The organism is Pseudogemmobacter sp. TB195 (assembly GCF_058313095.1).
Window position 1 is genome coordinate 40,703 of the sequence record NZ_JBZEGG010000008.1, and the last position, 23,886, is coordinate 64,588.

Here is a 23,886-nt window from a genome sequence, read left to right on the forward strand (position 1 = left end):
GCGGCTTACAGCCTGCGCACAGAATCCTGGTGATGGCGATCAAAGACCAGCCTCTCGCCCTCCCAGGCCTGGATGCGCTGAACGATGTGGAAATCTTCCGCGTCGCCCCAGAGACTGGTCAGAACGCGACTGCGGGTCTGCCAGTCTCCCCGGCCAAGGCTGCGATCCCAGGTGATATCGACCCTCGCGCTGGCGGGGTCGCCGTCCCGGATCGACCAGATTTCCTCGATTTTCGATCCGGTGGTCAGGCCGTGCGTCAGATCCTCGGTCAGTGGTGTGGTGCCGGAGATGATGATCCGGGTTTCGCCGGTCGCGGGGTCGGTCTCGACATGTTTCGATTCGAGTGTTTCCGAATGGTATTTAAGCGCCAGAGGCGGAGCGCCGGTCGGTTCAGGAAAGCTGATCTCGTCACCTGTCGCCAGCGGGCGCAGCGGCAACGAGAGGCTGCCCCCCGAGATCGTCACCGTCAGAGGCTCGGGTTCGGGCCAGATGAAGGGCCAGTAGCTGGTGGAAACAGCAATTCGCATCCGGTGGCCTTCGGGCAGGCGGTAGGCGATCTGGTCCAGATCCAGCGTGACCTCTGTGGGCTGGCCCGGGACGAGATCCTTCATTGCCTCAAACCCGTCACGGTGGCGCAGGTTCAGGACGCCCATCGTGATCAGCGCCGAACTGCCATCGGGGCGCAGATCGCAAAGCCGCACGGCGATTTGTCCGCGATGCTGATCGGCGCTGAGCGTCAGGGTGACACGCGGTGCACCGACAATGTCGCAGGTGTCATTCAGCATGTCCGAGTCAAAGCAGGCCGAAAGCGCGTCATCACCCTGCTGGTCATCGGGCAATTCACCCGGGCCGAAGCCAAAGGGGAAATACTCCCCCGTCGCCATCCCGACAGCCGTCGAGGGGCGCGCCTGCTGCACGAAAGCGGGGGCAGGGGTGTCGCCCAGCCGGGCCTCGCCAAGGTGGAAGATGCGTGGCGTGATCCGGGGCGAGGGCCATTCGGCCTCGGTAATCCAGCGCCCGGGACGATGCCCGAAAGAGGTTGCGGGCTTTACGCTGTCCATCAGCCAGGCGGTATAGGCCGGGGCCCGGTCGGCGCCGTTCCCGATGCCTTTCAGCCAGTGATCCCACCAGGCCAGCGCCTCTTGCAAAAAGCCGATCCGGGGTCCGGGCACCGCCATATGCGGATATTTGTGGTTCCAGGGGCCCATCAGCGCGCGCACCGGTGCGGTCAGATTGGTCGCGAGATGAGAGGGAGTGTTGCGATAGCCGTCATGCCAGCCGCCAATGGCAAAGACTGCCGCCGTGATCGCATCATAATTCTCGCAGACCGAGCCATGTTTCCAATAGGCATCGCGGTTCTGATGCTCGTGCCAGGTCTGTGCAAGGAAGGGCATTTTCTCCAGCCGGTTCAGCCAGATATCGCGCCAGGCCTCGCCTGCCAGCGCCGGGTCCGGCGGTGGCGAGAACCAGGAAGCCGCCGTCGCAGCCCAGCCGATATTCTCGCCCAGAAGGCAGCCGCCCTTGAAATGGATGTCATCGGCAAAGCGGTCGGTGGTCGAGCAAAGCGTGATGATCGCCTTCAGCGCGGGCGCGCGATTGGCCGCAGCCTGCAGCGAATTGAAGCCGCCCCAGGAAATCCCCATCATGCCGACATTGCCCGAGCACCAGTCCTGGCGCGAGATCCAGTCGATCACATCCAGCGCGTCCTGCATCTCCTGCGGCGAATATTCGTCGTCAAAGAGCCCCTCGGATTCGCCACAGCCGCGCATATCGACGCGCAGGCAGGCGTAGCCCCGAGCGGCAAACCAGGGATGGGTGATCTGATCGCGCTCTGCGGTGCCATCGCGTTTGCGATAGGGCAGAAATTCGAGGATCGCCGGAACCGGCTGCGCCACGGCATCCTCCGGGATCCAGCTGCGCGCCGAGAGCCTGGTGCCATCGGGGAGATTGATCGCCATATCGACGGTTTCATGGATCACGGTCATGCCCGGCACTCTTCCCTGGTTATTCTGGCCTCGCAGCGAAGCACTGCCGCGCAGAATGAGGGTTGAGGACTTCTTGCCAATTGCGCGGATTTGTATCAATTTGTGCTGGTTTACGCGAACAGATGCAAAGGAGCGTAAAATGTCCGTGCTGTCAGCGCGCATCGGCGAAAATTTTTCCCGTAATTTGCGAAATCTCTGTGCAACAAGGGTGTCAGTCTCGCTGATCTGCCGCGAAATCGGCATCAACCGGCAGCAATTTGACCGCTATCTTACCGGCTCCGCCATGCCCTCGGCGCATAACCTGCGCCGTATCGCGGCCTATTTCGCGCTGAGCGAAAAGGAACTCCTCTCGCCCCGTCTTGAGGATTCGCGCAGCGGGCCTGGCCTCGATCCGCAATCCTCTTTCGCCGCCGCCCTGCGCCCCGAGCCGGGCGAACTGGCATCGCTGCGGAACTATCTGGGCTTCTATCATTACTATTTCCTGACCCCGTCATGGCCCGGGCAGGTGCAATGCGGCCTCTTGCAGCTTTACGAGCGCGATCATCGGGTGTTGACCCGCTATGTCGGGCGTGTCGAGAATCCTGATTACGGCAGGATCACCCGGTCGCGCTTTGACGGCCATGCTGTGCTGCGCGGCGACCGGATCTTCATTCTGGAACATGCGCGCGGCCCGGTGGATGGGTTTGGCCAGACAATTCTCTATGCCGCGCATCGCCATCAGGCCAATTACCTGACCGGCATGGCGTCCGGGATCGGCTGGCATCCGCATCGCGGGCCCTTTGCATCGCGGCTGATCATCCGGCGATTGCGAATAACGCACTCGCTGCGCGAGGCCATGGCGCAATGTGGGCTTTTTCGGGTCGATGGCAGCAATCTCGACCCGATTGTGCGCAACTTCTTCAGTTCCGGGGAAAGCATGTTGATGACGGGATAAGCATCAGTCCTGATGCGGCCGTCACAGGCGGATTTTAGCCGCCCGGGACATCCCCGCGCGGCCTCCCTGCTCATAATTATGGCAAGGATCGTAGGCTCCAGACTCATTGAGTTTCATAGCCAGAAGAGGACGGTCGCAGCGAGCATGATCGCGGAGAAGAAGGTTGCCGGGCACCTGTCGTACCGCGTGGCGACGCGTCTCCAGTCTTTCAGGCGCCCGAACATGATCTCTATGCGGTTGCGCCGTTTGTAGCGTCTCTTGTCATATTTGACGGCCTTTTTACGGGACTTCCTGCCGGGGATGCATGCTTTTATCCCCTTGTCTTTCAATGCTTCTCTGAACCAATCAGCGTCATAACCTCTATCGGCCAGCAGCCAGTCCGCCTTCGGCAGGCTGCTCAGCAGAGCCGCTGCGCCGGTGTAATCGCTGACCTGGCCGGCCGACATGAAGAACCCGATCGGCCGCCCCTTCGCATCGGTAACGGCGTGCAGCTTCGTGTTCATGCCACCTTTGGTTCGCCCGATCTGACGCCCGCGCCCCCCTTTTTCACCCGCAGGCTCGACGCCGTGCGGTGCGCCTTGAGGTAGGTCGCGTCAATCATGATGGTCTTGTGCTCGGCGCTCTCAGCGGCCAGGCCGACCATGATCCGGGCGAAGACCCCGCTGTCACTCCAACGCTTCCAACGGTTGTAGAGGGTATTGGCTGGTCCGTATTCCTTCGGCGCATCGCACCACCGCAACCCATTGCGATTGATGAAGATTATGCCGCTAAGGACACGGAGGTCATCAACGCGCGCCTTGCCATGGCTATTGGGGAAAAACGGCTGCAAGCGCGCCATCTGCGCCTCGGAAAGCCAGTAAAGATTGCTCATCGGTCAGTCTCCTTGCAGAGCCTGAATCACGCACAGAACCGGAAATCAATGGGTCCTGAACCTAATCGGCTGGAAGCGGATCTTTGCCTTTCCCGCGTGACGTTCAGCCCACAGCAATGATCCCGGCGGTGCCGAGAGCATTATGTTTGTTCATGCGGAGCAGGTGAACGCCACTGGTTCGAGAGAACCTGCGACACAATGCGGATCTGGATCTCTGCGGTTTGCCGATCTGGGTCGCGTGAGGCGATGCGCTGGCCAAAGGCCTTGAGGCAGGTCATCCGCGCCTCGACCCGACTTCGGACATGGCAGCCGACTGATCGCTTCCAGTTGGCGCGTCCGGGGCGTCGTGTTTCGTGCAGGATGTCGTTTCGGATGCGGGCAGCAGGGCAATCCTCTTTCCACGCGCGGCCGTTGCAGCGGACAGGGATGCGCGCTTCGGCTCCCCGTTCGACGATCGCGCCATGGCATCGCCTGGTGTCACAGGCGCCGTCGGCCGTGACCGCGCCGGTCTCTTCCTCCTGGGGGAGCTGCGCCAGCAGGTCTGGCAGCATCGGGCTGTCGCCTTGTCGACCGGACGTAAATTCGACGGCCCGGACATCGCCGCTCTGCGCCTCCATGCCAATATGGACCTTGCGCCACTGCCTGCGGCGCGACGCGCCATGTTTGCGCGCCTGCCACTCTTTGCGTCGGACTTACGCGGCTGCACTGCAGCCACGATTCCTCCTCACGCCGCGGAACCTGATGCCCCTCGCCGGTTCGCTCGAACCGGTGGCGCTTCACCGGCTCGATGTCGACCAACAGGGTCACGGGACCGTCCGGGCGGCGGCAGGGGATCTGCACCACAATCCGTGCCTGACGTCGGCAGAGCGTGGAATAGTCCGGAACAGGCCAGTCCAATCCCGCCATCCCGATCAGGCTGGCGACCAGCCCCACCGTTTGCCGCACTGGCAGGCCGAACACCACCTTCAGCGTAAGGCCAATCGTCGGGAAAACAGTCCCCCGGACTGTTTCCTGATCCTCCTCATATCTGGATCGCGCTCTCTGAGAAGGTCTCAGGGGGACCGCGCCTGCCAGTCTTCGCAGCGTTCCGGACCATCGCCGGATCGAACCGGATCGGGAGCGAGCCGCGGCGGCGGAGGGCCGCATTGTAGTCAGGCCAGTTCGTCCTGCGCTAGCGGGGAGAAGAGGGCTTCGGCATAGCCAGAGCCTAACAGGCGGGATGCACCACGTGAATCCTCCTCGCCGATAAGTGCAACAACGCCCAGTAAGTAGCAAAAAACGCCGTATCATGTCAGCGTTCCCGAGTGCCCCGTGCTGTGAAAACTTCTCTGACACCCAAAAATCCTCCGGCCCTGCCGCGATGGGTCCGGCGGGCAGTTAGCCTGGAAGATATTGAGACGGCGATGTTTTCTTCCAGGTCAGCTCTGGCTCCGCTGGATCCGATCGCCGGGCCTGGAGATCCGGTCTTCATCCTGTGGTGCAAGCGTCTCGCGCTCTCTGCGGCCGCAGCGGTTTCCCGGCTGGAAGGGTGCCGGGAGGGCCAGGCGCAGCTGCGTGATGCCTATACGCAGCGTAAACCCGGCGACGGTCCTGGCCCCGCCGGGCAGATGAGCGCCTTGGCGGCAGAGTTTTATACAGGCGCCAGAAAGACAGCGACCAGGCTTCTGACCCGGTGGAAGGCGGCCTCTGCGCCGGCGATGGCGCGGGCCTCTTCGGCTTTGCTCAGCGCGACGGCGTCAAGGGCCTCTTTGAAGCGACGCCAGGAGGCGGCCCGCCCCTCGGGCGCTTCGGCGAGATGGCGGGCGCCATGATCGGCGGAAAGCCCCATTTTCAGCGCGGCCTTGAACAGAAACGCAGCGCCAAGGTTCGATCCTTCGACGACATAGAGCCAGCCGAGCGCCTCGGGCAGATCCATCCCCTCTCCCGCAGGAGGCAAGGTCTTATCGTCGGCGATGGCAAGACCGATATCGTTAAGATCGGCCGCAACCGCCGCAAAGCGGGACCGGCCTGCCAAGCCCGGAAAGAGCTGTTGCAGCGCCGGATCCTGGTAAAGCGGCGCTACATCACGGTGGAAGCCTGACTGCACCTTCAGAAACCGCGCGTAATTCTGCACGCTTTCAAATGGGCACGCGGCCATGATCGCGGCGTCAAGGCGCTCATGGGTGGAATGGGTGGCCTCGCGCAGTCGCCGGGCACGGCCATATGTGCCGGTGGGTTCAGATGCGGTGGGTGTGTCGTGAAGGGTCAAGATCATGCCTGCCGGAGAGTGAGGGATGGAAAGGCCGGGCAATTGCTGCCGCCCGGCCCCGGGGAAGGTGGTCAGAACTTCATGGTGAAGTTGACCCGCGCCGTGCGGCCCGGTGCGGCCTGGGGCGTGGCGGAAAGCGGCTCGATATAGAAGCGGTCGGTGAGGTTCTCGACACTGAAATCCAGCGAGGAGGTCTCGTTGACCCTGTAAGATCCGAACAGATCGAGGATGGTGCTTTTCGTGTAATAGGTCGGCGGGTTCACCGCGCCGGCCGGCATGACATAGCCGCTGTAGCGCTGCCCGGTATGCCAGGCTCTGAGGCCGAGCGTCAGGCGATGATCCTCCAGCATCCGCGCGCCGACCGTCAGCGACCCGCTGGTCTTGGGCGGCATATTGACGATGCCGTAATCGGTGGCCCCGGTGGTGAAGCCACATGTCCCGGCGTCACACATTTCGACCTTGCTGTAATGGGTGACATTGCCTTCGACAAAGAAGGCGCCGGTATCGTAATTCAGCGTCAGTTCGGCGCCGCGGAACGCCGCTTTTTCGATATTGCCCCAGGTATAATTGCTGAGCGGCGCGCGTTTGCGGATGATGTAATCTTCGTAATCATTCCGGAAGAGAACGAACTTTACCCGCATCTGGTCATCGTCGCGCAGAAGCCCGTCCCGGGCATAATTCACGCCCAGTTCGATATTCTTCGCCCGTTCCGGTTCGAGATCCGGATTGATGGTGATGGAGCCCGCCCCGAACGCGCCCTGTTCGCGCAGGCTTGGCGGGCGCCAGCCTTCGGTATAGGTGGCGAAGATCTGCATCCCTTCGAGCGGCGCGAGGGTGATGCCGAAATTCCTGCTCAGCTGGTTGCGGCTCTGATCGCCCAGCCCGGCTGTCAGACCCTTGCCTTCAAGGCTATAGTAATCATAGCGAAAGCCACCCGAGAGGGTGAGCCAGTCATTGATTTCAAGTTTGCTCTTGTGGAAGAAACTTGCGAGCTGGCGGTTGGCATTCGGGTTCGCGCTGAGATAGCTGGTGGCCCAGGGATAGACCAGTGTGATCTGGTCGCTGCGCCCGCGTTCCAGAACGGCCTCGATGCCGTTGCTCATGGTCCACAGACCGGCCCCAGTCGAAATATGCGAGGTATTGGTGATATCGCCGCCGAAGGTGCGGTTGCTGGTCTCGCCGGTGCCGCCAAGCTGGGAACGGATCACCCCGCTGGTGGTATCGACCTCGGTGGCCCAGAGGCTGGCGCGCAGGTCGATCAGCTCGTTGTCGGGGGTGTAGCTGTAGCTGAGGCCCACGGATTTCGTCGTGGTCTTGCTGTGGATGAACTCGCTGGGCGGAATATAGATGATGCTGCCGGGCAGGCCGAAATTCAGCATCGTCTCATCGGTCTCGCCATAGACATTGCGATAATGCGAGACGTTGAGCCGCAGGCTGTGATCGCCCCAGGTCCAGGTCGCCTTGCCAAGATATGTCGCGACATCCTGCGAGGTGTTGAAAACCTCGCTGTCCTTGCCATAGACCGAGATCGGGCGATCTCTTGGCAGCCGCGTGCCATGCACCGAGGTATTGTAGTTCTCCTGGCCATGCGAGCCGGTGAAATAATTGCCTGACCTGCGTCGCGAAGCCCCGAGCACCAGGTCGAAATTCTCGCGTTTCATCGCCCATGCAACGCTGCCGTTCCAGGCGTCACCGTTGAAACCGGTGCCGCCGCTGCGACCGGCCTCAGTGCCGGTGGCCGGGGCGCCGACCGAATTCGATGCCGTGCCGAAACGCAGGCGAAAACCCTGATCCTTGCCAGGCGCCAGCACATCTTCGGCGTTGATCGTGGTCATATTGACCACGCCTCCCATCGCGCCAACGCCGCCTGCCCCGGAGGAGGGGCCTTTCGAAATATCCACGCCCGCGATGAAATCGGGGTCAATATAAGTCTCGTTGCGCGAACCGCGATAGCCGCGATAGCTGCCACTGGTCTGGCGCGCGCCATCTACGGTGACGCTGACCCGGCTCTGTCCCTGCAGGCCGCGGATGTTGAGATCGACGGATGGCCCGATGCGGTTGCCGGCAGAGATCACGCCGGGCGCCGATTTGAAGACATCGGACACGGTGCCGGTGGTGAAACGGTCGATCTGTTCGGTCGTGATCACATTGACCGAGCCCGGGGTGGCGAAAGCCGCATCCGCCGCCTGGGCGCCGCCAAGAACGATGGTGCCCAGCATGACGGATCCATCAGCGGCCGCCTGGTCACGGCTCAGTTCGACCAGGGCTGCGGCATTGGCTCCGCCCTGGTGCACAGCCAGACCACTGCCGGCAACCAGGCGTTCCAGCGCTTCGGCAGGCGACATTTCCCCCCGGACCCCGGGTGACATCTTGCCCTGCGCCGCCGAGGACGGGTAGCTGAGCTGCCAGCCGGTTGCTTTGATGAAGGCGGCAAGCGCCGAGGGCAGCGGTTGCGCCGGAATATCAAACCGGCTCTCTGCCATACCGGGCCGGGCCTCCGTTTCGGCCCGCAGTGCCGGCGCTGTCGCCAGGCAGCAGAGGATCGTTGTCAGAAGAAACCAGCCTTTGGCCCGTGACGCTGGCCTCTGGCCGGAAAAATGCGGTGCAGTCATGTCCCTATCCCTTTGCAGGTCACGGGCCGCTCACGTGGTTTCCGATGTGGATCCCCGGGCCCTTCAGAGGCATGACGTTTCGGATGCGTGAAACGGAAAAAATAGTTGAGTGTTTAACGAAGAATTATGATCCCCCCGGGAATCCTGGTCAGGCTGAGCCCGGCGGTTTCGGCCAGAATCCGCATTGCGGTCTCGACATCATCAAGGCGGTAATTGCCGCTGACGGCCATGCCGGCGGCGGCGGAATTCACCACCATCGCTGTCCCGCTGCGATAGCGCTGCAATTCATCGACGACGGTGCTGAGTGGGGTCTCGTCGAACAGGATCCGCCCCTGACGCCAGGCAAGCGCGCTCGCACTGTCGGCCGCCTGCACCTGCGACAGGCCGGAAGGCCCGAGGAAAATCATCTGTTCCGGCTCCAGCGTGACCGGCGGTGCCACCGCGGCGGAGCCCGCAACCTCGACCCGGCCCTCTTCCAGCAGGACCGTGTCATGATCCGGGCCAAGCCGCAGGCTGAATTTCGTCCCGGTCACGGTGACAGTGCCATATTGCCCGGTCACGCGGAACGGCCTCGACGTATCGGGGAGAACGCCGAACCAGGCCTCACCTTCCAGAAGCCGGATCTCCCGGCGTCCATCCGCGAAATCGATCGCGACGGCGCTTGCCGTGTTGAGGATCATTGTTGATCCGTCCGGTAAGGTCAGATTCGCCTGTTCACCGGCAACGGTGTAGAAATCCGAATGCCAGATGCGCCACAGATGCGGCCCCTGCCAGATCCCCAAAGCCAGCATAAAAACCGCCGCTGCCGCGACAAGTGCGCGGGCCATACGCGTCCAGGCGCTGCGTCCAGCAGCCCGACCGGCAGCGCGATCGGCAGAACGCAGCCCGATGACGTCGGACTGCGCAGGTGCCGCCGCAAGAACGGCATCGCGAAACCCGGGCGCGCCCCACATGTCCTCAAGCCGCAGGAATTCATCAGCATGACGGCTGTCTTCGGCCAACCAGTTCGCAAAGGCCTGGCTCGCCCGGGCAGAGGGCGCCTCATTGCGCAGGTTCACGAACCAGTCCAGCGCCTGATCGGCCACCGGATCCTCATGCGTGAAGGCCCCGCTGTCTGTTTCCCGTCTTTCTCGTGTCATTGGGTCATCCGATGATTGCCTGTGCCACTTTGGTATTGACGTTTCACCGCCGGAAAAGCGCAAAGAAACCCGTAACGTGGGGAAGGAGGGTGATGCGTCATGTTCGCCCCCGCCGTGCCATCACATCGCGGCAATGCATCATTGCCAGTTTCAGATCATTCAGCACCGTCCGCTCAGACACATCCAGTGCCGCCGCGATCCGCTTGTTTGGCCATTCTTCGATCCGGCTGAGCCGCACCACCGTCCGCACCCGTTCCGGGAGTTGCCGCAGTGCCTCGGTCAGCTGGCGCAGGTTTTCACGGTCTATCAGCACGGTTTCGGCGGTGGGCGCGCAGGAGGCGATATGTGCGACGCTGTCGGCTTCCGGATCCGACGGCGCTGCGGTCTGGCGCAAGCGGCTCCTGCGCAGATGATCCAGCGCCAGATTGCGCGCGGTGCGGAACAGAAAGGCCTCGATATGGATGATTTCCTGCTGTTGTGCCGCCTTATGCGCCCGCAGATAGGTTTCCTGGGTCAGATCGGTCGCCACCTGCCTGTCGCGCACAAGCCGCAGGACAGAGCCGGTCAGGGCCTGCCGTTGCGCAATAAAGATCGTATCCAGCGTGTTGGACATGGAACGGAAACCACGGGGGCCGAGCCTGGCGATGCTTGATGGGAAGCCGCAGGGGCGGAGGTTGTGCCTGTGCTTCCCGATGCTCTGGCTGTGCCGCTCCGCAAGACGGAGCTTACATGGCTCTGCCCCTGATTAGAAAAATAACGGCAGATCCGCAATGCGCGGAGCATTGATTGCCGTCGGAAAATACATCGCGTCAGTTCGAAAGGGGTGGGCCACGGTTGCCGGCCCATAGCCGCCGGTCGCAGAGCGAGAGTGCTGTGCGACAGTATGCCCGCTAAGCGGCCATTCGACGTGTGGCACAGAAATCCGCCCGCCCGAAGGTTGGAACGCTGACAGATACCTGCCGGGGTGGCGGCTAGTCAGCCGCTGCCGCAGCGGGCGCGGAACCGATACGCAGGATCGCCACATCGCGGAACTGGATGCCGGTCACAACCGAACGCAGGACGGGGAGGTTGCCAGCCTCGCTGTCCTCAGCCGGGGCGAGCACGATCCGCGCCGCGCAGCCGGGGGCCGCGTCAACGATCTGGCCCGTGAGTCTGGTGGCTGCGGGAACATAGGCCGGGTTCATCAGGATCCAAAGCAAAGGGACCCGCGCGAGCGCCTCTTCCGCTTCGGCGCAGCTTGGATAGGCGAGAGAAAGAACGGCCTGCGCGCCGGACGGCGTCACGACCTCGGCCAGAATGGCACCTGAATAAAGCGGCAGCCCTGCGGAGATATTCGCGACTTCGGCCTCGAATGCGGCCTGTGTTTCTTGCTGGGTCTTGCCGATCAGAAACGCAGGATCGACAGACTGAGCCCCCACCGCAAGCGGCGACAGGATCAGGGCCTGGATCACGCCCTCGCTCTCATACTCGACCCCGGCCAGAGCGATACGTCCGGCATCGCTCTCAAGGGCGGTCGTTGACGCGCCAGGCACAGGCGCGAAATCGGCCGAAGTTGCGGCTTGCAGCAGGGCCGCGTCACGCAAAGTGACTGTGGAGGTTCTGCCCATCGGGCCGCGCCAGGGATCCGCCGCATCAGAGCGGGCAAAGTCCATCGCGCCCGGATCGCCATTTGCCAGCACACCGGGCAGAAACCCGGCCCGCGCGAAGCCAAGGTCGGCCAGGCCGTCAAATGCGCCCTGAGCGGCAGACGCATCCGGGAACCCCCAGAGCGAGATTTCCTGCGGCGCCTGTCCGAAACCGGCCAGCCAGCGCAGATCGTGCAACCCGATGCCGGATCTGGCGCGAAACAGCGCCGGGTCCGCGCCCAGAGCCGCAACTGGCCGTATGTTCGCGCCCCAGGCAAGTCTGGCAAATTGCTCCGACGAGAGTGAGCCGGCATTCTCCACAAGCTGTGCAAGGCCAAGATATTCGACATAGCCCTGCTCTGCCGACGTAAAGACAGAAGCAGGCAACAGCGCCATCAGGGCGCGCAGATCGGCATCCTCTCGGGCACTGGCCGCCGCCGGAAGCCATGTCATCGCCGCCATGCCGATCAAGGCGCTGACCATTCTGTGTCTGAATGCCATGACTATCCCCTTGTTGCCGTGAAGTCGGGTGAAAGGCTGCGGCCAACCTCTCCGGGTTGCAAGTACGGGAAACCATTGCCAGCGTTCAAAAAAGGGCGCGAGATAAGAAGGGCGGCGCGGGACGCAAGTCGATCCCTGAGTCATAGCTGCGGTCGGCGACGGCGTTACGTCCTGCGCGCCGCCGGACGGCAGAACGGACCATTGGCCTGCAGGTACAGCCCCTCGCTCCTCGCCTGCTCCAGCATCGCAGGACCGATGCGGAATCCCGACAAGGCTCTGCCGCTCAGACTATCGACTTTCGCAGGCAGGGTGCAGCATTGCATCGCTTTCCAGATCGCGCCGAGGCGCCTGGCAAAAGCCTCGTCAGCGTCGCCGCTGTCCCATCGCACAGCCATTCTGCCGCAACGGACCATCCGTATCTCTGGCGGGAAAACATAGTCCGGCGCATATCCGTCGCGCGCCTCTTTCAGCACCTGCGGGCGGCAGACATGGAATTGCAGGGCTGACGGGGCAAACAGTGCGAAGGCCTGACGGCTCACCGGGTTTTCGTCACCGCATTTCAGCGCATCATTCAGCGCGGCAAATTCATGCGCCGGCACATCTGGCATCATATGCGAGCATTGCCAGGTCATTCCGGGCACGTCGCGTTGCAACGCCTCACTGATGGCGCTGACATCGTCATCAGCCAGCCAGAAATGGGTCTGTCTGGTTTTCTGCCCGCTGGGCCACATGGCACTCTCCCCTTATGACCATCTCTGCCTGCCGTGCAAACTGGCATGGGGCAATGGTGCGATACCAGCTGTCAGATACCACTGTCGCACAGTCCCGCGTGCTATTCCAGGCGTGGAAATGGTGCGCGCCCCTGACCTAAGCGCCTGAGGTTGAAGACCAGAACGGAAAGTCTGGAAAGGCCGGCCGAGGGCATGAAGGTCGATTTTCCTGCGGCAATTGCGGCCACTCATGGCGCGCCTGCGTGCCGGTTCCGCCTTTGCCAATGTAACGCTCAGCATCCCCAATTGCCTTGCTCACCAGGACTGCAACCGCCATCTGGGGCAGCGCCGCAGCGCCGCAGCGCCGCAGCGCCGCAGCGCCATGCCGCGTTGACCTTCCCCGGCGTCCGGAGACAGGGGTTTGTGTATAAGGTCGCATCGGACAGGCTGGCTGCGCAATTTCGCGCCCTTTTTGCTGATCTCGCGTCAAAAATCGCCGAAGGGGGGCAGGCCCTCGGCTTGCCGGCCATGACCGCTGGCCGGGCGGACAAAGCAGACCGGCAGATGGACTTCGACCACCCAGAAACACTGGATTTTCGGGACATTGAGGTGCTCTTGCTGACCTCGGCGGGCTATGTCGAGGATGATATGGTGATCCGCCTTTGGCGTGATGTTTCGCGAGATCTTGCCCAATATCCGTCAGGTCGTGCTGATCGAGGCGATGACGCGTCTTGGTTATGCGTTTTTCACCATTTCGACGCTGAGCTTTCTGGGCCTCGGCCTGCAACCCCCCTCAACCGACTGGGGGCTTGCGGTGGCCGAATCCTATGGGCTCCTGACGGCAGGCATCTGGTGGGTGGCGACCTTCCCCGCCCTCGCGATTGTGTCGCTGGTGATCTCCACCAACCTCATCGCCGAAGGGCTTGGCGCATTCGATGACTGAGAGGCCTCATGACCACATTGCCTGATCTGCCGCGAGAAGGCCTGGTGCCGCCGCGGATCGAATGGCCAACATGGGGCTTGCTGGCTTTGTGCTATGGGCTTTGGCTCTGGGCCGGGTTCTGGCTTTATCCGCTTTCCCCCTGGCTGGCGCTGATTGTCATCGGGGTCACTGTCGCGCTGCATTCCTCTTTGCAGCATGAGGTGCTGCATGGCCATCCGACCAGAAATGCGCGGCTCAACGAGGCGCTGGTCTGGCTGCCGATCGGCATCTTCTACCCCTATCGCAGTTATAAGCTGACCCATCTGCAGCATCATAATGACGAGCGCCTGACCGACCCGCATGATGATCCCGAAAGCTATTACATCGCGCTGTTCGACTGGCTCGGGATGCCGCGCATCCTTCGGGCGGCGCGGATCGCGAATAATACGCTGATCGGGCGGGTGGTGATCGGCCCCTGGTTTGCGGTGACCGGCTTTACCCTGGCCGAGATGCACCGTGTCGCGGCAGGGGATTCCAGGACCCGTAACGCCTGGGCGCATCATCTTGCAGGCCTCGTGCCGGTGCTGGCCTTCATCCAGTTCGGCATGGGGATCCCGGTCTGGCTTTATGTGCTGGTCCCGGGCTGGATCGGGCTGGGCCTTCTGGCAATCCGCACCTATTGCGAACATCAATGGGCCGAAGATCCGAATGGCCGCACGATCATCGTCGAGCGCTCCATTCTGGCGCCGCTGTTTCTTTATAACAACCTGCATTTTGTGCATCACAAGTTGCCGCGTGTGCCCTGGTATCGGCTGCCCGCCACCTATCGCGCAGCGCGCGGCGACTGGGCGCGGCTGAATGGAGGCTATGTGTTTCCCAGCTATTTCAGCATCCTGCGGCGCTTCGCCTGGAAAGTGAAAGAGCCGGTTCCGCATCCGCGCTGGCGTCGAAACCGGGACGGGGAAGGGGACGCGCCATGAGCCTTGTGGTCTCTTTCGGCATGTATGACTGGCCCGAGGCCCGGGCGGCGAGTGACGCGGCATGGGCGGACATCCGGCCCGGCTTGCTTGTCGCTGGCCTTGCGGCCCCGGCCCGGCTTGTCCGTCGCAATCGCGATTTGCCACCTGTGCCTGGCGGGATCCGGGGGCCCGGGGGGCGGTTGCTGGCCCCTGATCCGGCGCAGCTTGTCCCCGATGATCTCGATTTCACGGCGGTCTGGCACCATCCGGCGCTGCTCGTGGCCGAGATCTGCCATGGGGTGCTGGATCACAATTCCTTCCCGGGACGCGAACGTGTGGGTCAGCTGGATTACGACCGGATCGACGGCTGCAGCGGTGCGTCGTATTCCAGCGCCCTGATTTGCCGTCCCGAAAATGCAGCGCGTCTGGGCGATGCGCTTGCCTGCAGTTTTGCCGGACTGACCATGGCGTTTAATTCCGAAGACTCGCTTTCGGGCGTCATGGCGCTGCGCGATGATGTCGCGCAGCAGGGCGGGGCGCTTGCAGTTGAGGCGAGGCTTTTCGCCACTGGAAGTCACCGTCAGTCGGTGCGGGCTGTGATCACAGGCATCGCAGATTTCGCCTCAATCGATGCCAGATCCTGGAGCCTCGCCCGTGAGTTCGAACCAGGAGCGGCCAGGCTGACGGTATTTGGGTTCACCCGCATGCGCCCGGGGATTGCGTTGATTGCACCCGGCAACTGCGCTTCCATCATACGAGAGACATTGAGAAAACTGCGCGCACATCGGCAGCAAGGTCCGTTTGGGGCGCCAAAGTAAGCCTGACGATACAGGATGAAAATATGGGCGTTGTCGCTCTGGTCGGCAGGGCCTCATCCGATGATGGCTCACCCTGGTCTTTCTCCGGGATCGCGGGAGGCCTTTGGCCTGCGTGACCCGCCGCGAGCTTATAACGCTACGTTCACGGCGGGCCTTCGATGCGTTTTGTTCAGGTCTCAAGGATGACCCCACGGGGTCACCTGTCCCAAGAGCAAAGGCCTTGCACAGTGGACGGCAACCACAGAAATGCTAAGCCATATAGGCGGTGAGCGCCTCCGGGATATTTTGCAGCGAAAGCGGTCGCAGGAAACGGCGGATCGCCATGGTTCCGACCGAAGTTGCGCCGAAATTCGTCGAGGCGGGCCAGGGGCCGCCATGGACCATGGCGCCCACAACCTCGACGCCGGTGGGGAAGCCATTGGCGAGGATCCGCCCTGCCTTGCGTTCCAGCACCGGCAGCAGGGCTTTGACGGTTTCGCTGTCAGCGGCGTCCATATGCAGCGTGGCGGTCAGCTGGCCCTCGAAGCATTCGGCAAGCTGAAGCATCTCTTCGGTCGAGCCGACGCGCACCACCAGACCGACCGGGCCGAACACCTCTTCCGAGAGGCTGTGATCGGCGAGGAAGTCAGCGCCACTGACGTCATAGAGGCAGGCACCTGCCTCGCGGCCCTCACGGATGTCCTCATGCAGGACGCGGACAGAGGGGTGGTCGTGGAAATGGCGGATGCCGGAGCGGCAGGCATCGGCAATGCCAGTGGTAAGCATCGCCTGCGGTGCGGCTTTGGCCAGAGCGGCAACCGCCGCCGCGATCATGCTGTCCGCCTCCGCGCCATCAATCACGATCGCGATGCCGGGATTGGTGCAGAACTGGCCGGCCCCCATGGTCAGCGAGCCGGCCCAGCCGGTGCCGATCTCGGCAGCGCGGGCCGAGGCTGCGGCCGGCAGAATGAACATCGGGTTGACCGAGCCAAGCTCACCGAAGAAGGGGATCGGATCCGGGCGCTGCGCGCAAAGGTCGAAAAGGGCGCGTCCGCCGGCAAGCGATCCGGTGAAGCCGACCGCCTTGACCTGCGGATGCTGCACCAGGGCCGAGCCGACATCGCGGCGCCCGCCCTGGATCAGGCTGAAAATCCCGGGATTGAGGTCACAGGCCGTGATCGCCGCCAGGATGGCATCGGCGATGATTTCAGCGGTGCCCGGATGGGCGGAATGGCCTTTCACGACGACCGGGCAACCGGCAGCCAGCGCCGCTGCGGTGTCGCCGCCTGCGGTCGAAAAAGCGAGCGGGAAGTTCGAGGCACCGAAGACCGCGACCGGGCCGACCGGGCGCTGAACAAGGCGGATCTCGGGGCGCGGTGCCGGTTTGCGATCTGGTTGGGCTGCGTCATGGCGCAGGTCCAGATGCTCGCCAGAGCGGATATGCGCCGCGAAAAGCCGCAATTGCCCGACCGTCCGGCCGCGTTCGCCTTCAAGGCGGGCGGCAGGCAGGCCGGTTTCGCGGCTGCCGATTTCGGTGATCGCCTCCGCCCTTGCCTCGATCTCTTCGGCGATCTTTTCAAGGAAGGCGGCGCGGGTCTCGCGCGAGGTGCCGGCATAGGCCTGGAAGGCGGCGCCTGCGGCTCTGGCCGCCTGATCGACCAAGGCGACGGTTCCGACCGAGAAGCTCTGCGCCGGGCCGGAAACCGGCTCATTGCTGAATTTGGCTTCGGTTTCGACCCAGTCCCCGGCGATGAGGTGATGGCCATGTGGCGTGAAGGTCATGTCATATTCCTTACGGATCAGAGAGAAGCAGCCCGGGGCTGCGGCCCTGGTTGCGGAAGCGGCGGCGATGTGTGACGCGCGGCAAGGCCTTGCGGTCAGAATGTGGGGAAATGGGCGATATGAGTGCCGATACAGACCAGATCCCCGCCCTGACTGATCCTGACCTCGGCTTCGGTATTCGATTTTTCGGGAACAGCTTTGCGCACTGTGTAGACCACGCTCAGCGTCTTTCCGAGCGGGATGCTGCGCAGAAAACGGATCTTTTCATACCCATAGGTGACGCCCGGATGGCCTGCCTTCAGCAGGTAGCGGGTGGAGGCCCCGGCCATCAGCCCGACCAGCAGCGCGCCCTGCACTATGCGGCCACCAAGCCCGTTTTCAAGGGCATAGGCCTCATCGGTATGGTTCGGGTGATCGTCAAGCGTGATCCGGGCGAAGTCCAGCACATCGGCCTCGCTGATCGCTTTCTCGAACGTCACGCTGGTGCCAACCAACGCTTCCAGTGTTTCGGCCTGCATGGCTTTTCTCTTCCTTTGACGGATCTGTGTGTCGGAAACCCGGGGGCCCTAAGCCTGGCCACGCGGGCGGTTTATCTGTCCTGCGCCCCGCGCAGGATGCGGAGAAGCGACTGGGCCGGCCCGCTCAGCGCGCCGCCTGACCGGGTGATGATGCCGTAATCGGGATTGCTCCCCTGAATGTCGAGCGGCAGGATCTTGAGCGCATGTTCCGCCTCAAAGAAGCGGCAGACCGCTGCCGGCAACAGGGCGACAAGGCCTGGATCGCGGACCAGCAGTGCGACGGTCGCGAAGGTCGAGGAGGTCTCGATCACATTGGCCGGCAATTGAATGCCTGCATTTGACAACGTCCGCTCCAGCATGGCGCGCAGCGGCATCAGACTGGGATAGACGATCCAGGAATAGCGGGCGAGATCGGCAAGGCCGGGCTTGTCGATATGTGCCAGCGGGTGGCGGCTGCCGACGGCGATATGCAGCGGCTCGGTCCAGAGCGGTTCATAATTGTAAAGGCCGGGATTGGGGCTGACCATCACGCGGCCGATGGCCAGATCAATCCGGTTCTGATCCAGCGCTTCCAGAAGTCCGGCGCTGGTATCCTCGATGATCTGGAGCGACAGATCGGGGAATTCCTCGCGCAAGGTGCAGATGGATTGCGCGAAAACATCGGGGATCGCCCCCATGATGGTTCCGACCGAGAGCCTGCGGGCATGGCCAAGCTGGATGGTGCCGATCTCGATACACATGGATTCGACATCGGCCCGCATCAGCCAGGCATAGCGGATCAGACATTGCCCGAGTTCGGTCGGGCTGAGGCCGGAGGGAGAACGCTCGAACAGCGCCGAGCCGATGATGTCCTCGATTTCGGCAAGCGCCTTGCTGGCGGCCGATTGGGTGATCGCCAGCTCTGCCGCCGCGCGGCGCAGCGATCGGTGCTGATCAAGTGCAACCAGCAGGCTGAACTGACGCATTCTCAGGCGACTGAGGATCCGGCTTACCGAAACGACCATCTTTCTCTCCGTCATGGCGGCGACAGGGGACACCCCCCGTCGCACAACCATCCCCCCGGAAGGCGGGGAAGGACAAGCGCCCCTGTGACATGCACTGCCAGAGCGCAACATCGGGGCGTCAGTTTGGCTTCAGCGACCCCAGTGCAGAACCAGCGGGTCGAGGCGGCGGGCCAGATCCAGCAGCCCTGCGCGGATTTCCGGTGTCATCGGTGCGAACGGATGCCGCGGCGCGGCGCATTTGATCACGCCACCCTCTTCCATCAGGGTCTTGCAGGCCAGAAGCCCGCTTTGCCTGTTCTCATAATTGATCAGAGGCAGCCAGGTGCGATAGCCGTCCAGCGCCTCGTCGCGGCGCCCCTCACGATGGGCGACGATGATCGGGCGCAACCCGTCTGCATAGGCCCCGCCGGTCATCGAGCCGGTGGCGCCGGCATCAAGATCGGGCATCAGTGTAATTGCCTCTTCGCCATCCCAAGGGCCTTCGACCGCATCGCCGCCAAGGCGGATCAGTTCGCGCAGCTTGGCGGCGGTGCCGGGCACTTCGATCTTGAAATAGCTGAGCTGCTCGATCTCGCGCGCCATATTGGCAAGGCTTGCGGCAGACAGGCTGGTGCCGCTGATCGGCGCATCCTGATACATGATCGGAATATTGATCGCATCCGAGAGCCGGGCGAAATAATCATAGATCAGCGGCTCGGCCACCCGCAGGGTCGCGCCGTGATAGGGCGGCAGCACCATCACCATGGCCGCACCCATCGCTTCGGCGGCCATGCTGCGCTCGATGCAGATCCGGGTGCTGTAATGGCTGGTGGTGACAATGACCGGCACCCGGCCCGCAACATGTTCCAAAATAGCCCTGGTCAGGATCGCGCGTTCGTCATCCGAGAGCAGGAACTGTTCAGAATAGTTTGCCAGGATCGACAGGCCATCGACACCGGAATCGATCATGAAGTCGACGGCACGCAATTGGCCGGGCAGATCAATGCTGCCGTCTTCGGCGAAGATGGTGGGGACAACGGGGAAGATGCCGCTGTAGCGCGGTGCGGTGCTCTGGGTCATGTCGGGATCCTTTGGTCAGTGTGGCGACCTGTGGCCGGCCGGAAATTCGCATGAAAGGGCCGGGCCGCTGTCCAGGAGAAAGCGGGCGGGCCGGTGGAAGATGGATGAGGGGGTGGGCGGCTCTGTTCAGCCGCGGCGGGCAATTTCGGGCAGATACGCGGCGGCCTGCCCGCGCGAGACCGCCTCCTCCATGACCTGGAAAATATCCTGCGACAGGCGTGTCACGCGGGCCTGGCCGGACATCATATTGTTGAAATAGCCAATGTCCTTGGCGGCATTGCCGACCGAGAATTTCATCGCGTCATAACGCCCCTCGGCCGCGCCGCCGAGGATCATGTCCAGAAGGCCTCCGCCCAGCGGGCCCTTGCTCATCAGGGCATAAAGGGTCGCGGCATCGACACCGTTAAGCTGGCCGGCCTCGATCGCCTCGGAAAGGATGCAGGTGGTGCTGACGACGACGAAATTGTTGATCAGCTTCAGCTTCTGGGCCGAAAGAGCCGGGCCGGCATGAACGATATTCTCGCAATAGGCGGCCAGCACCGGGCGCACCACTTCCAGCAGGTCCGGGGTTGCGCCCACCATGGTGTTCAGCCGGCCTTCCTCGGCCTCGACCGGGGTGCGGCCAAGCGGGGCATCGACGAACCAGCCGCCCTTTGCCTCAATATCTGCAAGGATCCGCGCGCTGGAGCGGGGATCGCTGGTCGAGCAGTCAATCACCACCTGACCGGGCTGCAGGGCCGAAAGCACGCCATTCTCGCCATAGATCAGCGCCTCGACCTGCGGCGAGCCGGTGACGCAGATCAGGATCACATCCGAGGCACGGGCAAGCGCTGCCGGGTCGGTTGCCTCCTGCGCGCCAAGCCCGACAAGGCTTTCGACGGGCTGTCGGTTGCGATGGCCAAGCACCGCAAGTGCAAACCCTTTGCGCAGCAGACTGCGACCGATGCCATGGCCCATAAGGCCAAGGCCGATAAGACCGATGCGGGCATGTGTCAGGCTGGGATAAGTCATCTGCAATCCTGTTACTGATGTCGACCGGCCCCCTGGGGGCCGGCCGGATTGTTCTGAAGCCGAACCGCCGGGGACGGTGATCGGCGGCAGTTCTGTTACTTCGGCAGGTATTCGCTGAGATCGGCGAGCGGCATCCCGACATTCTCGGCAAAGGTCTCTTTCAGGCGACCGTTTTCGAGATTGGTCTGTACGAACTCGTTCAGGGCAGCCAGCAGCGCAGGTTCTTCCTTGCGGACGCCGATGCCGTGGGGAACGATCTTGATCGCCAGTTTGCGCTCGATGTTTCTGTCGGGTGCGCGCTGCGTGATCGAGGGCAGTAGTTCAGCCGAGGCGCCGATGGCGACGACCTGGCCGGAAAGCAGCGCCACCACGTTCGAGGCGTCATCGTCAAAGCGCACCAGCTGGGTGCCTTCGGGGACGATCGGCACCAGCAGCGTGTCCTGCAGATTGCCGCGCACCACACCGATGCGCTTGCCGGCCAGATCCTCAAGGGCAGAGATGTCCACGTCGGCGGGCGCCATGATCGAGCTTTCCGACGCCGAATAGGGGTAGGAGAAGTCGATGACTTCCTGACGTTCGGGCGTGATCGAGAAGCTCGAAATCACCACGTCCACGTTGCTGGTCAGCAGGTAGGGAACCCGGTTCGGGCCGTTCAGCTCGACGATCTCAAGGTCAACGCCCAGATGTTCGGCCAGCAGTTTTGCCGCCGCCACATCAGAGCCTACTGGCTTCAGATTTGCGTCCAGAGTGCCGAAGGGCGGGAAGTTCAGGTCGATTCCGACAAGGATCTTGCCGCGTGCCTTGATGTCATCCAGCGTATCGGCAGCGGCAAAGCCGGCGCCTGCCAGGGTGGTTGCGCCGACCAATGCGGCAAGCAGTGTTCTTCTCAACATGGTTCTCTCCTCCTCCTGTTGGTTTATTTCTTTCAGAGCTCGCTGCTCAGGAACCTGGCGAGCTCCTGGGTCTTCGGATTGGCAAAGATCTCGCTGGGCGGGCCGGCTTCCCACACCTTGCCTTCATGCATGTAGACGACGACATCCGCCGCCTTTTTGGCGAAACCCATCTCATGGGTGACCAGCACCATGGTCATGCCGCCTTTGGCGAGGCTTTCCATGACCTTCAGCACCTCACCCGTCAGTTCCGGGTCCAGCGCCGATGTCACCTCGTCAAACAGAATCAGTTCGGGTTCCATCGCCAGTGAGCGCGCAATTGCCACCCGCTGCTGTTGCCCGCCCGAGAGCTGTTCGGGATAGGATTCTGCCTTTTCGGTCATGCCGACCTGGTCCAGCACACGGTCTGCAATGGCATCCGCTGCGGCCCGCGCCATCTTTTTGATGGTGGTCAGGGCGAGGGTGATATTCCTTCGCACGGTCAGATGCGGAAACAGGTTATAGCCCTGGAACACGATCCCGACCCGCATCCGCAGCCGGCGCAGCTCTTGCCCCCCGATCTCATTCACCGGCACGTCGCAGATGGAGATTTTACCGGAGCTGATGCTTTCAAGCCCGTTGAGGCAGCGCAGCAACGTGCTTTTGCCCGAGCCGCTTTTCCCGATGATCGCTACCATCTGGCCGCGCGCGACATCGAGGGAGACCCCTTTAAGAACCTCAAAAGCGCCAAAGCTTTTGTGGACATCCTTGACACTAACGACCGGAGACATTCAGGGCTCCTTCCAGTTTCTTGCTGAGTTGGGAAAGCGGGTAGCAGATCGCGAAATAGATCGCCGCGATAAGCAGGTAGATCATGAAGGGCTGGAAGATCGCGTTGTTGATAACCTGCGCGGCCCGGGTCAGTTCGACAAAGCCGACAATCGAGGCTAGCGAAGTGTGCTTCACGACCTGCACCATGAAGCCCACTGTCGGGGGCGTGGCGATGCGAACGGCCTGCGGAATGATGATCCGGGACAGCTGTTGAAAGCGGTCGAAGCCAAGGCAGGCCGAGGCCTCCCATTGCGAGCGGTTCACCGATTCAATGGCGCTGCGCCAGATCTCGCCCAGAAAGGCCGAGGCATAGATCGAGAAGCCAAGCGCTACCGCAAAAAACGGGCTGGGCCGATAGCCGAGCAGGCTCATGCCGAAATAGCTGAGAAACAGCAGGATCAGCAGCGGTGTGCCCTGGATAAGCTGGATATAGACCCAGGTTGCCCCCCTGACCCAGCGATTTGGCGAGACCCGCATCAGGGCAATGATGAAGCCGAGCAGGCCGCCCCCGATAAAGGCGATCAGCGACAGCCCGACTGTCCACATTGCGCCGGTGAGAATGTAGTTGAATTGCGTGAATGACATCATGATCCGGTCCCCTTCACACGCTGGTGCCAAGCAGGCGCTTGCGGCGGAAGAGCACCTGGCCGATCAGCCAGAAGCCGAGCCGGAACAGCAAAGACAGACCGATATAGATCACACCGACCACGATATAGGTCTCAAAGCTGCGGAAGGTTTCCGACTGGATGATATTGGCGATGCCGGTCAGTTCCTCGGCCGAGATTTGCGACGTGACCGAGGTGGCCAGCATCATCAGGATGAACTGGCTGGTCAGTGCCGGATAGACGCGCTCGGTCGCGGGCAGCAAGATCACGTGCCAGTAGATCGCGCTTTTTGACATGCCCAGCGATTCCGCGGCCTCGATCTGGCTGCGATGGATCGATTCGAGGCCGGCGCGCATGATCTCGCAGCTATAGGCCCCGACATTGAGCGTGATCGCGAGGATGGCGGCGGTCTGGGCGGAAAGCTGGATCCCTGCGGTGGAAAGGCCGAAGAACACCAGGAAGGCCTGGACCAGAAACGGCGTGTTGCGGATCACATCCACATAGACCGAGACCAGCGGGTTCAGGATGCGCAGGTTCTGGTGGCGCACGATGGCGCAAAGCGTTCCGAGGACAAAGCCGAGCGCGATAGAGATCACCGAAAGCTGGATCGTATAGATCGCACCTTCCAGCAGTCTCGGCCAGGCCCTCAGGACGGCATCGAATACGAAAACATAAGTCATACCTGTGTTGAGCTCCTCCCACCGCACAGCATTCGGCATCGCCGGCCTTTGCAGGCCGCGAGCGTTCTGACTGATTTCTCCAGATTACTCCGGCGGATTGCTCCGCTCCCTGTTCTTGGGGTAGCCCTGCCGCCGCAGGATTGGCAAACGAAATATTTCCATAGTGCGTTCACTTTTGCGACTACCCCCCCCCGACAGGCAGCCGCGCGAAAAGGGCAGGGGAG

At 62.6% G+C, this 23,886-nt stretch carries 21 protein-coding genes and 2 pseudogenes; 5 read left to right on the forward strand and 18 right to left on the reverse strand.

The annotated features are described in order from the left end of the window. Positions 1-5: 5 nt before the first annotated feature. On the reverse strand, positions 6-1,985 hold the full coding sequence (locus AC4FS3_RS09865) for a CocE/NonD family hydrolase (RefSeq protein WP_491020421.1): 1,980 nt from the start codon (positions 1,983-1,985) through the stop codon (positions 6-8). Positions 1,986-2,124: 139 nt separating this feature from the next. Here AC4FS3_RS09865 and AC4FS3_RS09870 point away from each other — a divergent pair, with 139 nt between their 5' ends. Further along, positions 2,125-2,919 (forward strand): helix-turn-helix domain-containing protein, encoded by a 795-nt coding sequence (locus tag AC4FS3_RS09870; RefSeq protein ID WP_283180020.1) that lies wholly within the window; start codon positions 2,125-2,127, stop codon positions 2,917-2,919. A 113-nt stretch (positions 2,920-3,032) separates the two neighbouring features. Here AC4FS3_RS09870 and AC4FS3_RS09875 read toward each other — a convergent pair. Beyond that, positions 3,033-3,790 (reverse strand): IS5 family transposase gene (locus AC4FS3_RS09875; protein WP_491020422.1). Its coding sequence is split into 2 segments (ribosomal slippage): positions 3,033-3,466 and positions 3,466-3,790, totalling 759 coding nucleotides; the frame shifts between segments, so codons are not numbered across the junction. 103 nt (positions 3,791-3,893) lie between these two features. Next, positions 3,894-4,988: pseudogene (locus AC4FS3_RS09880) on the reverse strand (IS5 family transposase). A gap of 118 nt (positions 4,989-5,106) precedes the next feature. Here AC4FS3_RS09880 and AC4FS3_RS09885 point away from each other — a divergent pair. Beyond that, positions 5,107-5,400 (forward strand): annotated as a pseudogene (locus AC4FS3_RS09885) (DUF1403 family protein); the annotation flags it as partial. Positions 5,401-5,420: 20 nt separating this feature from the next. On the opposite strand, the gene AC4FS3_RS09890 reads toward AC4FS3_RS09885, so the two are convergent. From AC4FS3_RS09890 to AC4FS3_RS09915, 6 genes are all read right to left on the reverse strand, one after another. After that, the gene (locus tag AC4FS3_RS09890) at positions 5,421-6,038 is read right to left on the reverse strand and encodes a biliverdin-producing heme oxygenase (protein ID WP_491020423.1); all 618 of its coding nucleotides are present in this window, start codon (positions 6,036-6,038) and stop codon (positions 5,421-5,423) included. A gap of 71 nt (positions 6,039-6,109) precedes the next feature. Beyond that, the gene (locus AC4FS3_RS09895) at positions 6,110-8,650 is read right to left on the reverse strand and encodes a TonB-dependent receptor (protein WP_491020424.1); all 2,541 of its coding nucleotides are present in this window, start codon (positions 8,648-8,650) and stop codon (positions 6,110-6,112) included. Positions 8,651-8,763: 113 nt separating this feature from the next. After that, the gene (locus AC4FS3_RS09900; protein WP_491020425.1) at positions 8,764-9,789 is read right to left on the reverse strand and encodes a FecR family protein; all 1,026 of its coding nucleotides are present in this window, start codon (positions 9,787-9,789) and stop codon (positions 8,764-8,766) included. A gap of 97 nt (positions 9,790-9,886) precedes the next feature. Further along, positions 9,887-10,402: an RNA polymerase sigma factor gene (locus AC4FS3_RS09905; protein ID WP_491020426.1), complete on the reverse strand. Its 516-nt coding sequence runs from the start codon at positions 10,400-10,402 to the stop codon at positions 9,887-9,889. Positions 10,403-10,760: 358 nt separating this feature from the next. Next, the gene (locus tag AC4FS3_RS09910) at positions 10,761-11,915 is read right to left on the reverse strand and encodes a hypothetical protein (protein ID WP_491020427.1); all 1,155 of its coding nucleotides are present in this window, start codon (positions 11,913-11,915) and stop codon (positions 10,761-10,763) included. A gap of 164 nt (positions 11,916-12,079) precedes the next feature. Next, a complete protein-coding gene (locus tag AC4FS3_RS09915) occupies positions 12,080-12,646 on the reverse strand; it encodes a hypothetical protein (protein WP_491020428.1) in 567 nt (188 codons plus the stop codon). Between the two features lie 649 nt (positions 12,647-13,295). Between AC4FS3_RS09915 and AC4FS3_RS09920 the strand changes: the two genes are divergently transcribed. From AC4FS3_RS09920 to AC4FS3_RS09930, 3 genes are read left to right on the forward strand one after another with little or no spacing between them, the layout of a single operon-like run. Next, positions 13,296-13,568 (forward strand): ABC transporter permease subunit, encoded by a 273-nt coding sequence (locus AC4FS3_RS09920; RefSeq protein WP_283180196.1) that lies wholly within the window; start codon positions 13,296-13,298, stop codon positions 13,566-13,568. 8 nt (positions 13,569-13,576) lie between these two features. Then, positions 13,577-14,527, forward strand: a complete 951-nt coding sequence (locus AC4FS3_RS09925) for a fatty acid desaturase (protein ID WP_491020429.1) — start codon at positions 13,577-13,579, stop codon at positions 14,525-14,527. Next, positions 14,524-15,324, forward strand: a complete 801-nt coding sequence (locus AC4FS3_RS09930; RefSeq protein ID WP_491020430.1) for a PhnD/SsuA/transferrin family substrate-binding protein — start codon at positions 14,524-14,526, stop codon at positions 15,322-15,324. The genes AC4FS3_RS09925 and AC4FS3_RS09930 overlap by 4 nt, the downstream gene beginning before the upstream one ends. Positions 15,325-15,573: 249 nt before the next feature. Here the strand turns inward: AC4FS3_RS09930 and AC4FS3_RS09935 are convergent, their stop codons facing one another. From AC4FS3_RS09935 to AC4FS3_RS09975, 9 genes are all read right to left on the reverse strand, one after another. Continuing rightward, positions 15,574-17,085, reverse strand: a complete 1,512-nt coding sequence (locus AC4FS3_RS09935; RefSeq protein ID WP_491020431.1) for an aldehyde dehydrogenase (NADP(+)) — start codon at positions 17,083-17,085, stop codon at positions 15,574-15,576. Positions 17,086-17,180: 95 nt separating this feature from the next. After that, a complete protein-coding gene (locus tag AC4FS3_RS09940) occupies positions 17,181-17,603 on the reverse strand; it encodes a MaoC family dehydratase (protein WP_491020432.1) in 423 nt (140 codons plus the stop codon). Between the two features lie 71 nt (positions 17,604-17,674). Next, positions 17,675-18,607, reverse strand: a complete 933-nt coding sequence (locus AC4FS3_RS09945) for a LysR family transcriptional regulator (RefSeq protein WP_491020433.1) — start codon at positions 18,605-18,607, stop codon at positions 17,675-17,677. Positions 18,608-18,736: 129 nt separating this feature from the next. Then, positions 18,737-19,666, reverse strand: a complete 930-nt coding sequence (locus tag AC4FS3_RS09950) for a dihydrodipicolinate synthase family protein (protein ID WP_491020434.1) — start codon at positions 19,664-19,666, stop codon at positions 18,737-18,739. Between the two features lie 126 nt (positions 19,667-19,792). Continuing rightward, positions 19,793-20,677: an NAD(P)-dependent oxidoreductase gene (locus tag AC4FS3_RS09955; protein WP_491020435.1), complete on the reverse strand. Its 885-nt coding sequence runs from the start codon at positions 20,675-20,677 to the stop codon at positions 19,793-19,795. 95 nt (positions 20,678-20,772) lie between these two features. Beyond that, on the reverse strand, positions 20,773-21,570 hold the full coding sequence (locus tag AC4FS3_RS09960) for a transporter substrate-binding domain-containing protein (RefSeq protein WP_491020436.1): 798 nt from the start codon (positions 21,568-21,570) through the stop codon (positions 20,773-20,775). 32 nt (positions 21,571-21,602) lie between these two features. Next, a complete protein-coding gene (locus AC4FS3_RS09965; RefSeq protein WP_491020437.1) occupies positions 21,603-22,337 on the reverse strand; it encodes an amino acid ABC transporter ATP-binding protein in 735 nt (244 codons plus the stop codon). Beyond that, the gene (locus tag AC4FS3_RS09970; RefSeq protein WP_491020438.1) at positions 22,321-22,965 is read right to left on the reverse strand and encodes an amino acid ABC transporter permease; all 645 of its coding nucleotides are present in this window, start codon (positions 22,963-22,965) and stop codon (positions 22,321-22,323) included. Before AC4FS3_RS09970 ends, AC4FS3_RS09965 begins: the two co-directional genes overlap by 17 nt. A 13-nt stretch (positions 22,966-22,978) precedes the next feature. After that, positions 22,979-23,662, reverse strand: coding sequence for an amino acid ABC transporter permease (locus AC4FS3_RS09975; protein WP_092903535.1), 684 nt, complete (start codon positions 23,660-23,662; stop codon positions 22,979-22,981). Between the last annotated feature and the right edge of the window lie 224 nt (positions 23,663-23,886).

What these genes read in the sequence shown, in the direction of transcription:
- AC4FS3_RS09865 (WP_491020421.1), bottom strand. Translation starts at nt 1,985, where the DNA reads ATGACCGTGATCCATGAAACCGTCGATATGGCGATCAATCTCCCCGAT.
- AC4FS3_RS09870 (WP_283180020.1), top strand. Translation starts at nt 2,125, where the DNA reads ATGTCCGTGCTGTCAGCGCGCATCGGCGAAAATTTTTCCCGTAATTTG.
- AC4FS3_RS09895 (WP_491020424.1), bottom strand. Translation starts at nt 8,650, where the DNA reads ATGACTGCACCGCATTTTTCCGGCCAGAGGCCAGCGTCACGGGCCAAA.
- AC4FS3_RS09900 (WP_491020425.1), bottom strand. Translation starts at nt 9,789, where the DNA reads ATGACACGAGAAAGACGGGAAACAGACAGCGGGGCCTTCACGCATGAG.
- AC4FS3_RS09905 (WP_491020426.1), bottom strand. Translation starts at nt 10,402, where the DNA reads ATGTCCAACACGCTGGATACGATCTTTATTGCGCAACGGCAGGCCCTG.
- AC4FS3_RS09910 (WP_491020427.1), bottom strand. Translation starts at nt 11,915, where the DNA reads ATGGCATTCAGACACAGAATGGTCAGCGCCTTGATCGGCATGGCGGCG.
- AC4FS3_RS09915 (WP_491020428.1), bottom strand. Translation starts at nt 12,646, where the DNA reads ATGTGGCCCAGCGGGCAGAAAACCAGACAGACCCATTTCTGGCTGGCT.
- AC4FS3_RS09920 (WP_283180196.1), top strand. Translation starts at nt 13,296, where the DNA reads ATGTTTCGCGAGATCTTGCCCAATATCCGTCAGGTCGTGCTGATCGAG.
- AC4FS3_RS09925 (WP_491020429.1), top strand. Translation starts at nt 13,577, where the DNA reads ATGACCACATTGCCTGATCTGCCGCGAGAAGGCCTGGTGCCGCCGCGG.
- AC4FS3_RS09930 (WP_491020430.1), top strand. Translation starts at nt 14,524, where the DNA reads ATGAGCCTTGTGGTCTCTTTCGGCATGTATGACTGGCCCGAGGCCCGG.
- AC4FS3_RS09935 (WP_491020431.1), bottom strand. Translation starts at nt 17,085, where the DNA reads ATGACCTTCACGCCACATGGCCATCACCTCATCGCCGGGGACTGGGTC.
- AC4FS3_RS09940 (WP_491020432.1), bottom strand. Translation starts at nt 17,603, where the DNA reads ATGCAGGCCGAAACACTGGAAGCGTTGGTTGGCACCAGCGTGACGTTC.
- AC4FS3_RS09945 (WP_491020433.1), bottom strand. Translation starts at nt 18,607, where the DNA reads ATGGTCGTTTCGGTAAGCCGGATCCTCAGTCGCCTGAGAATGCGTCAG.
- AC4FS3_RS09950 (WP_491020434.1), bottom strand. Translation starts at nt 19,666, where the DNA reads ATGACCCAGAGCACCGCACCGCGCTACAGCGGCATCTTCCCCGTTGTC.
- AC4FS3_RS09955 (WP_491020435.1), bottom strand. Translation starts at nt 20,677, where the DNA reads ATGACTTATCCCAGCCTGACACATGCCCGCATCGGTCTTATCGGCCTT.
- AC4FS3_RS09960 (WP_491020436.1), bottom strand. Translation starts at nt 21,570, where the DNA reads ATGTTGAGAAGAACACTGCTTGCCGCATTGGTCGGCGCAACCACCCTG.
- AC4FS3_RS09965 (WP_491020437.1), bottom strand. Translation starts at nt 22,337, where the DNA reads ATGTCTCCGGTCGTTAGTGTCAAGGATGTCCACAAAAGCTTTGGCGCT.
- AC4FS3_RS09970 (WP_491020438.1), bottom strand. Translation starts at nt 22,965, where the DNA reads ATGATGTCATTCACGCAATTCAACTACATTCTCACCGGCGCAATGTGG.
- AC4FS3_RS09975 (WP_092903535.1), bottom strand. Translation starts at nt 23,662, where the DNA reads ATGACTTATGTTTTCGTATTCGATGCCGTCCTGAGGGCCTGGCCGAGA.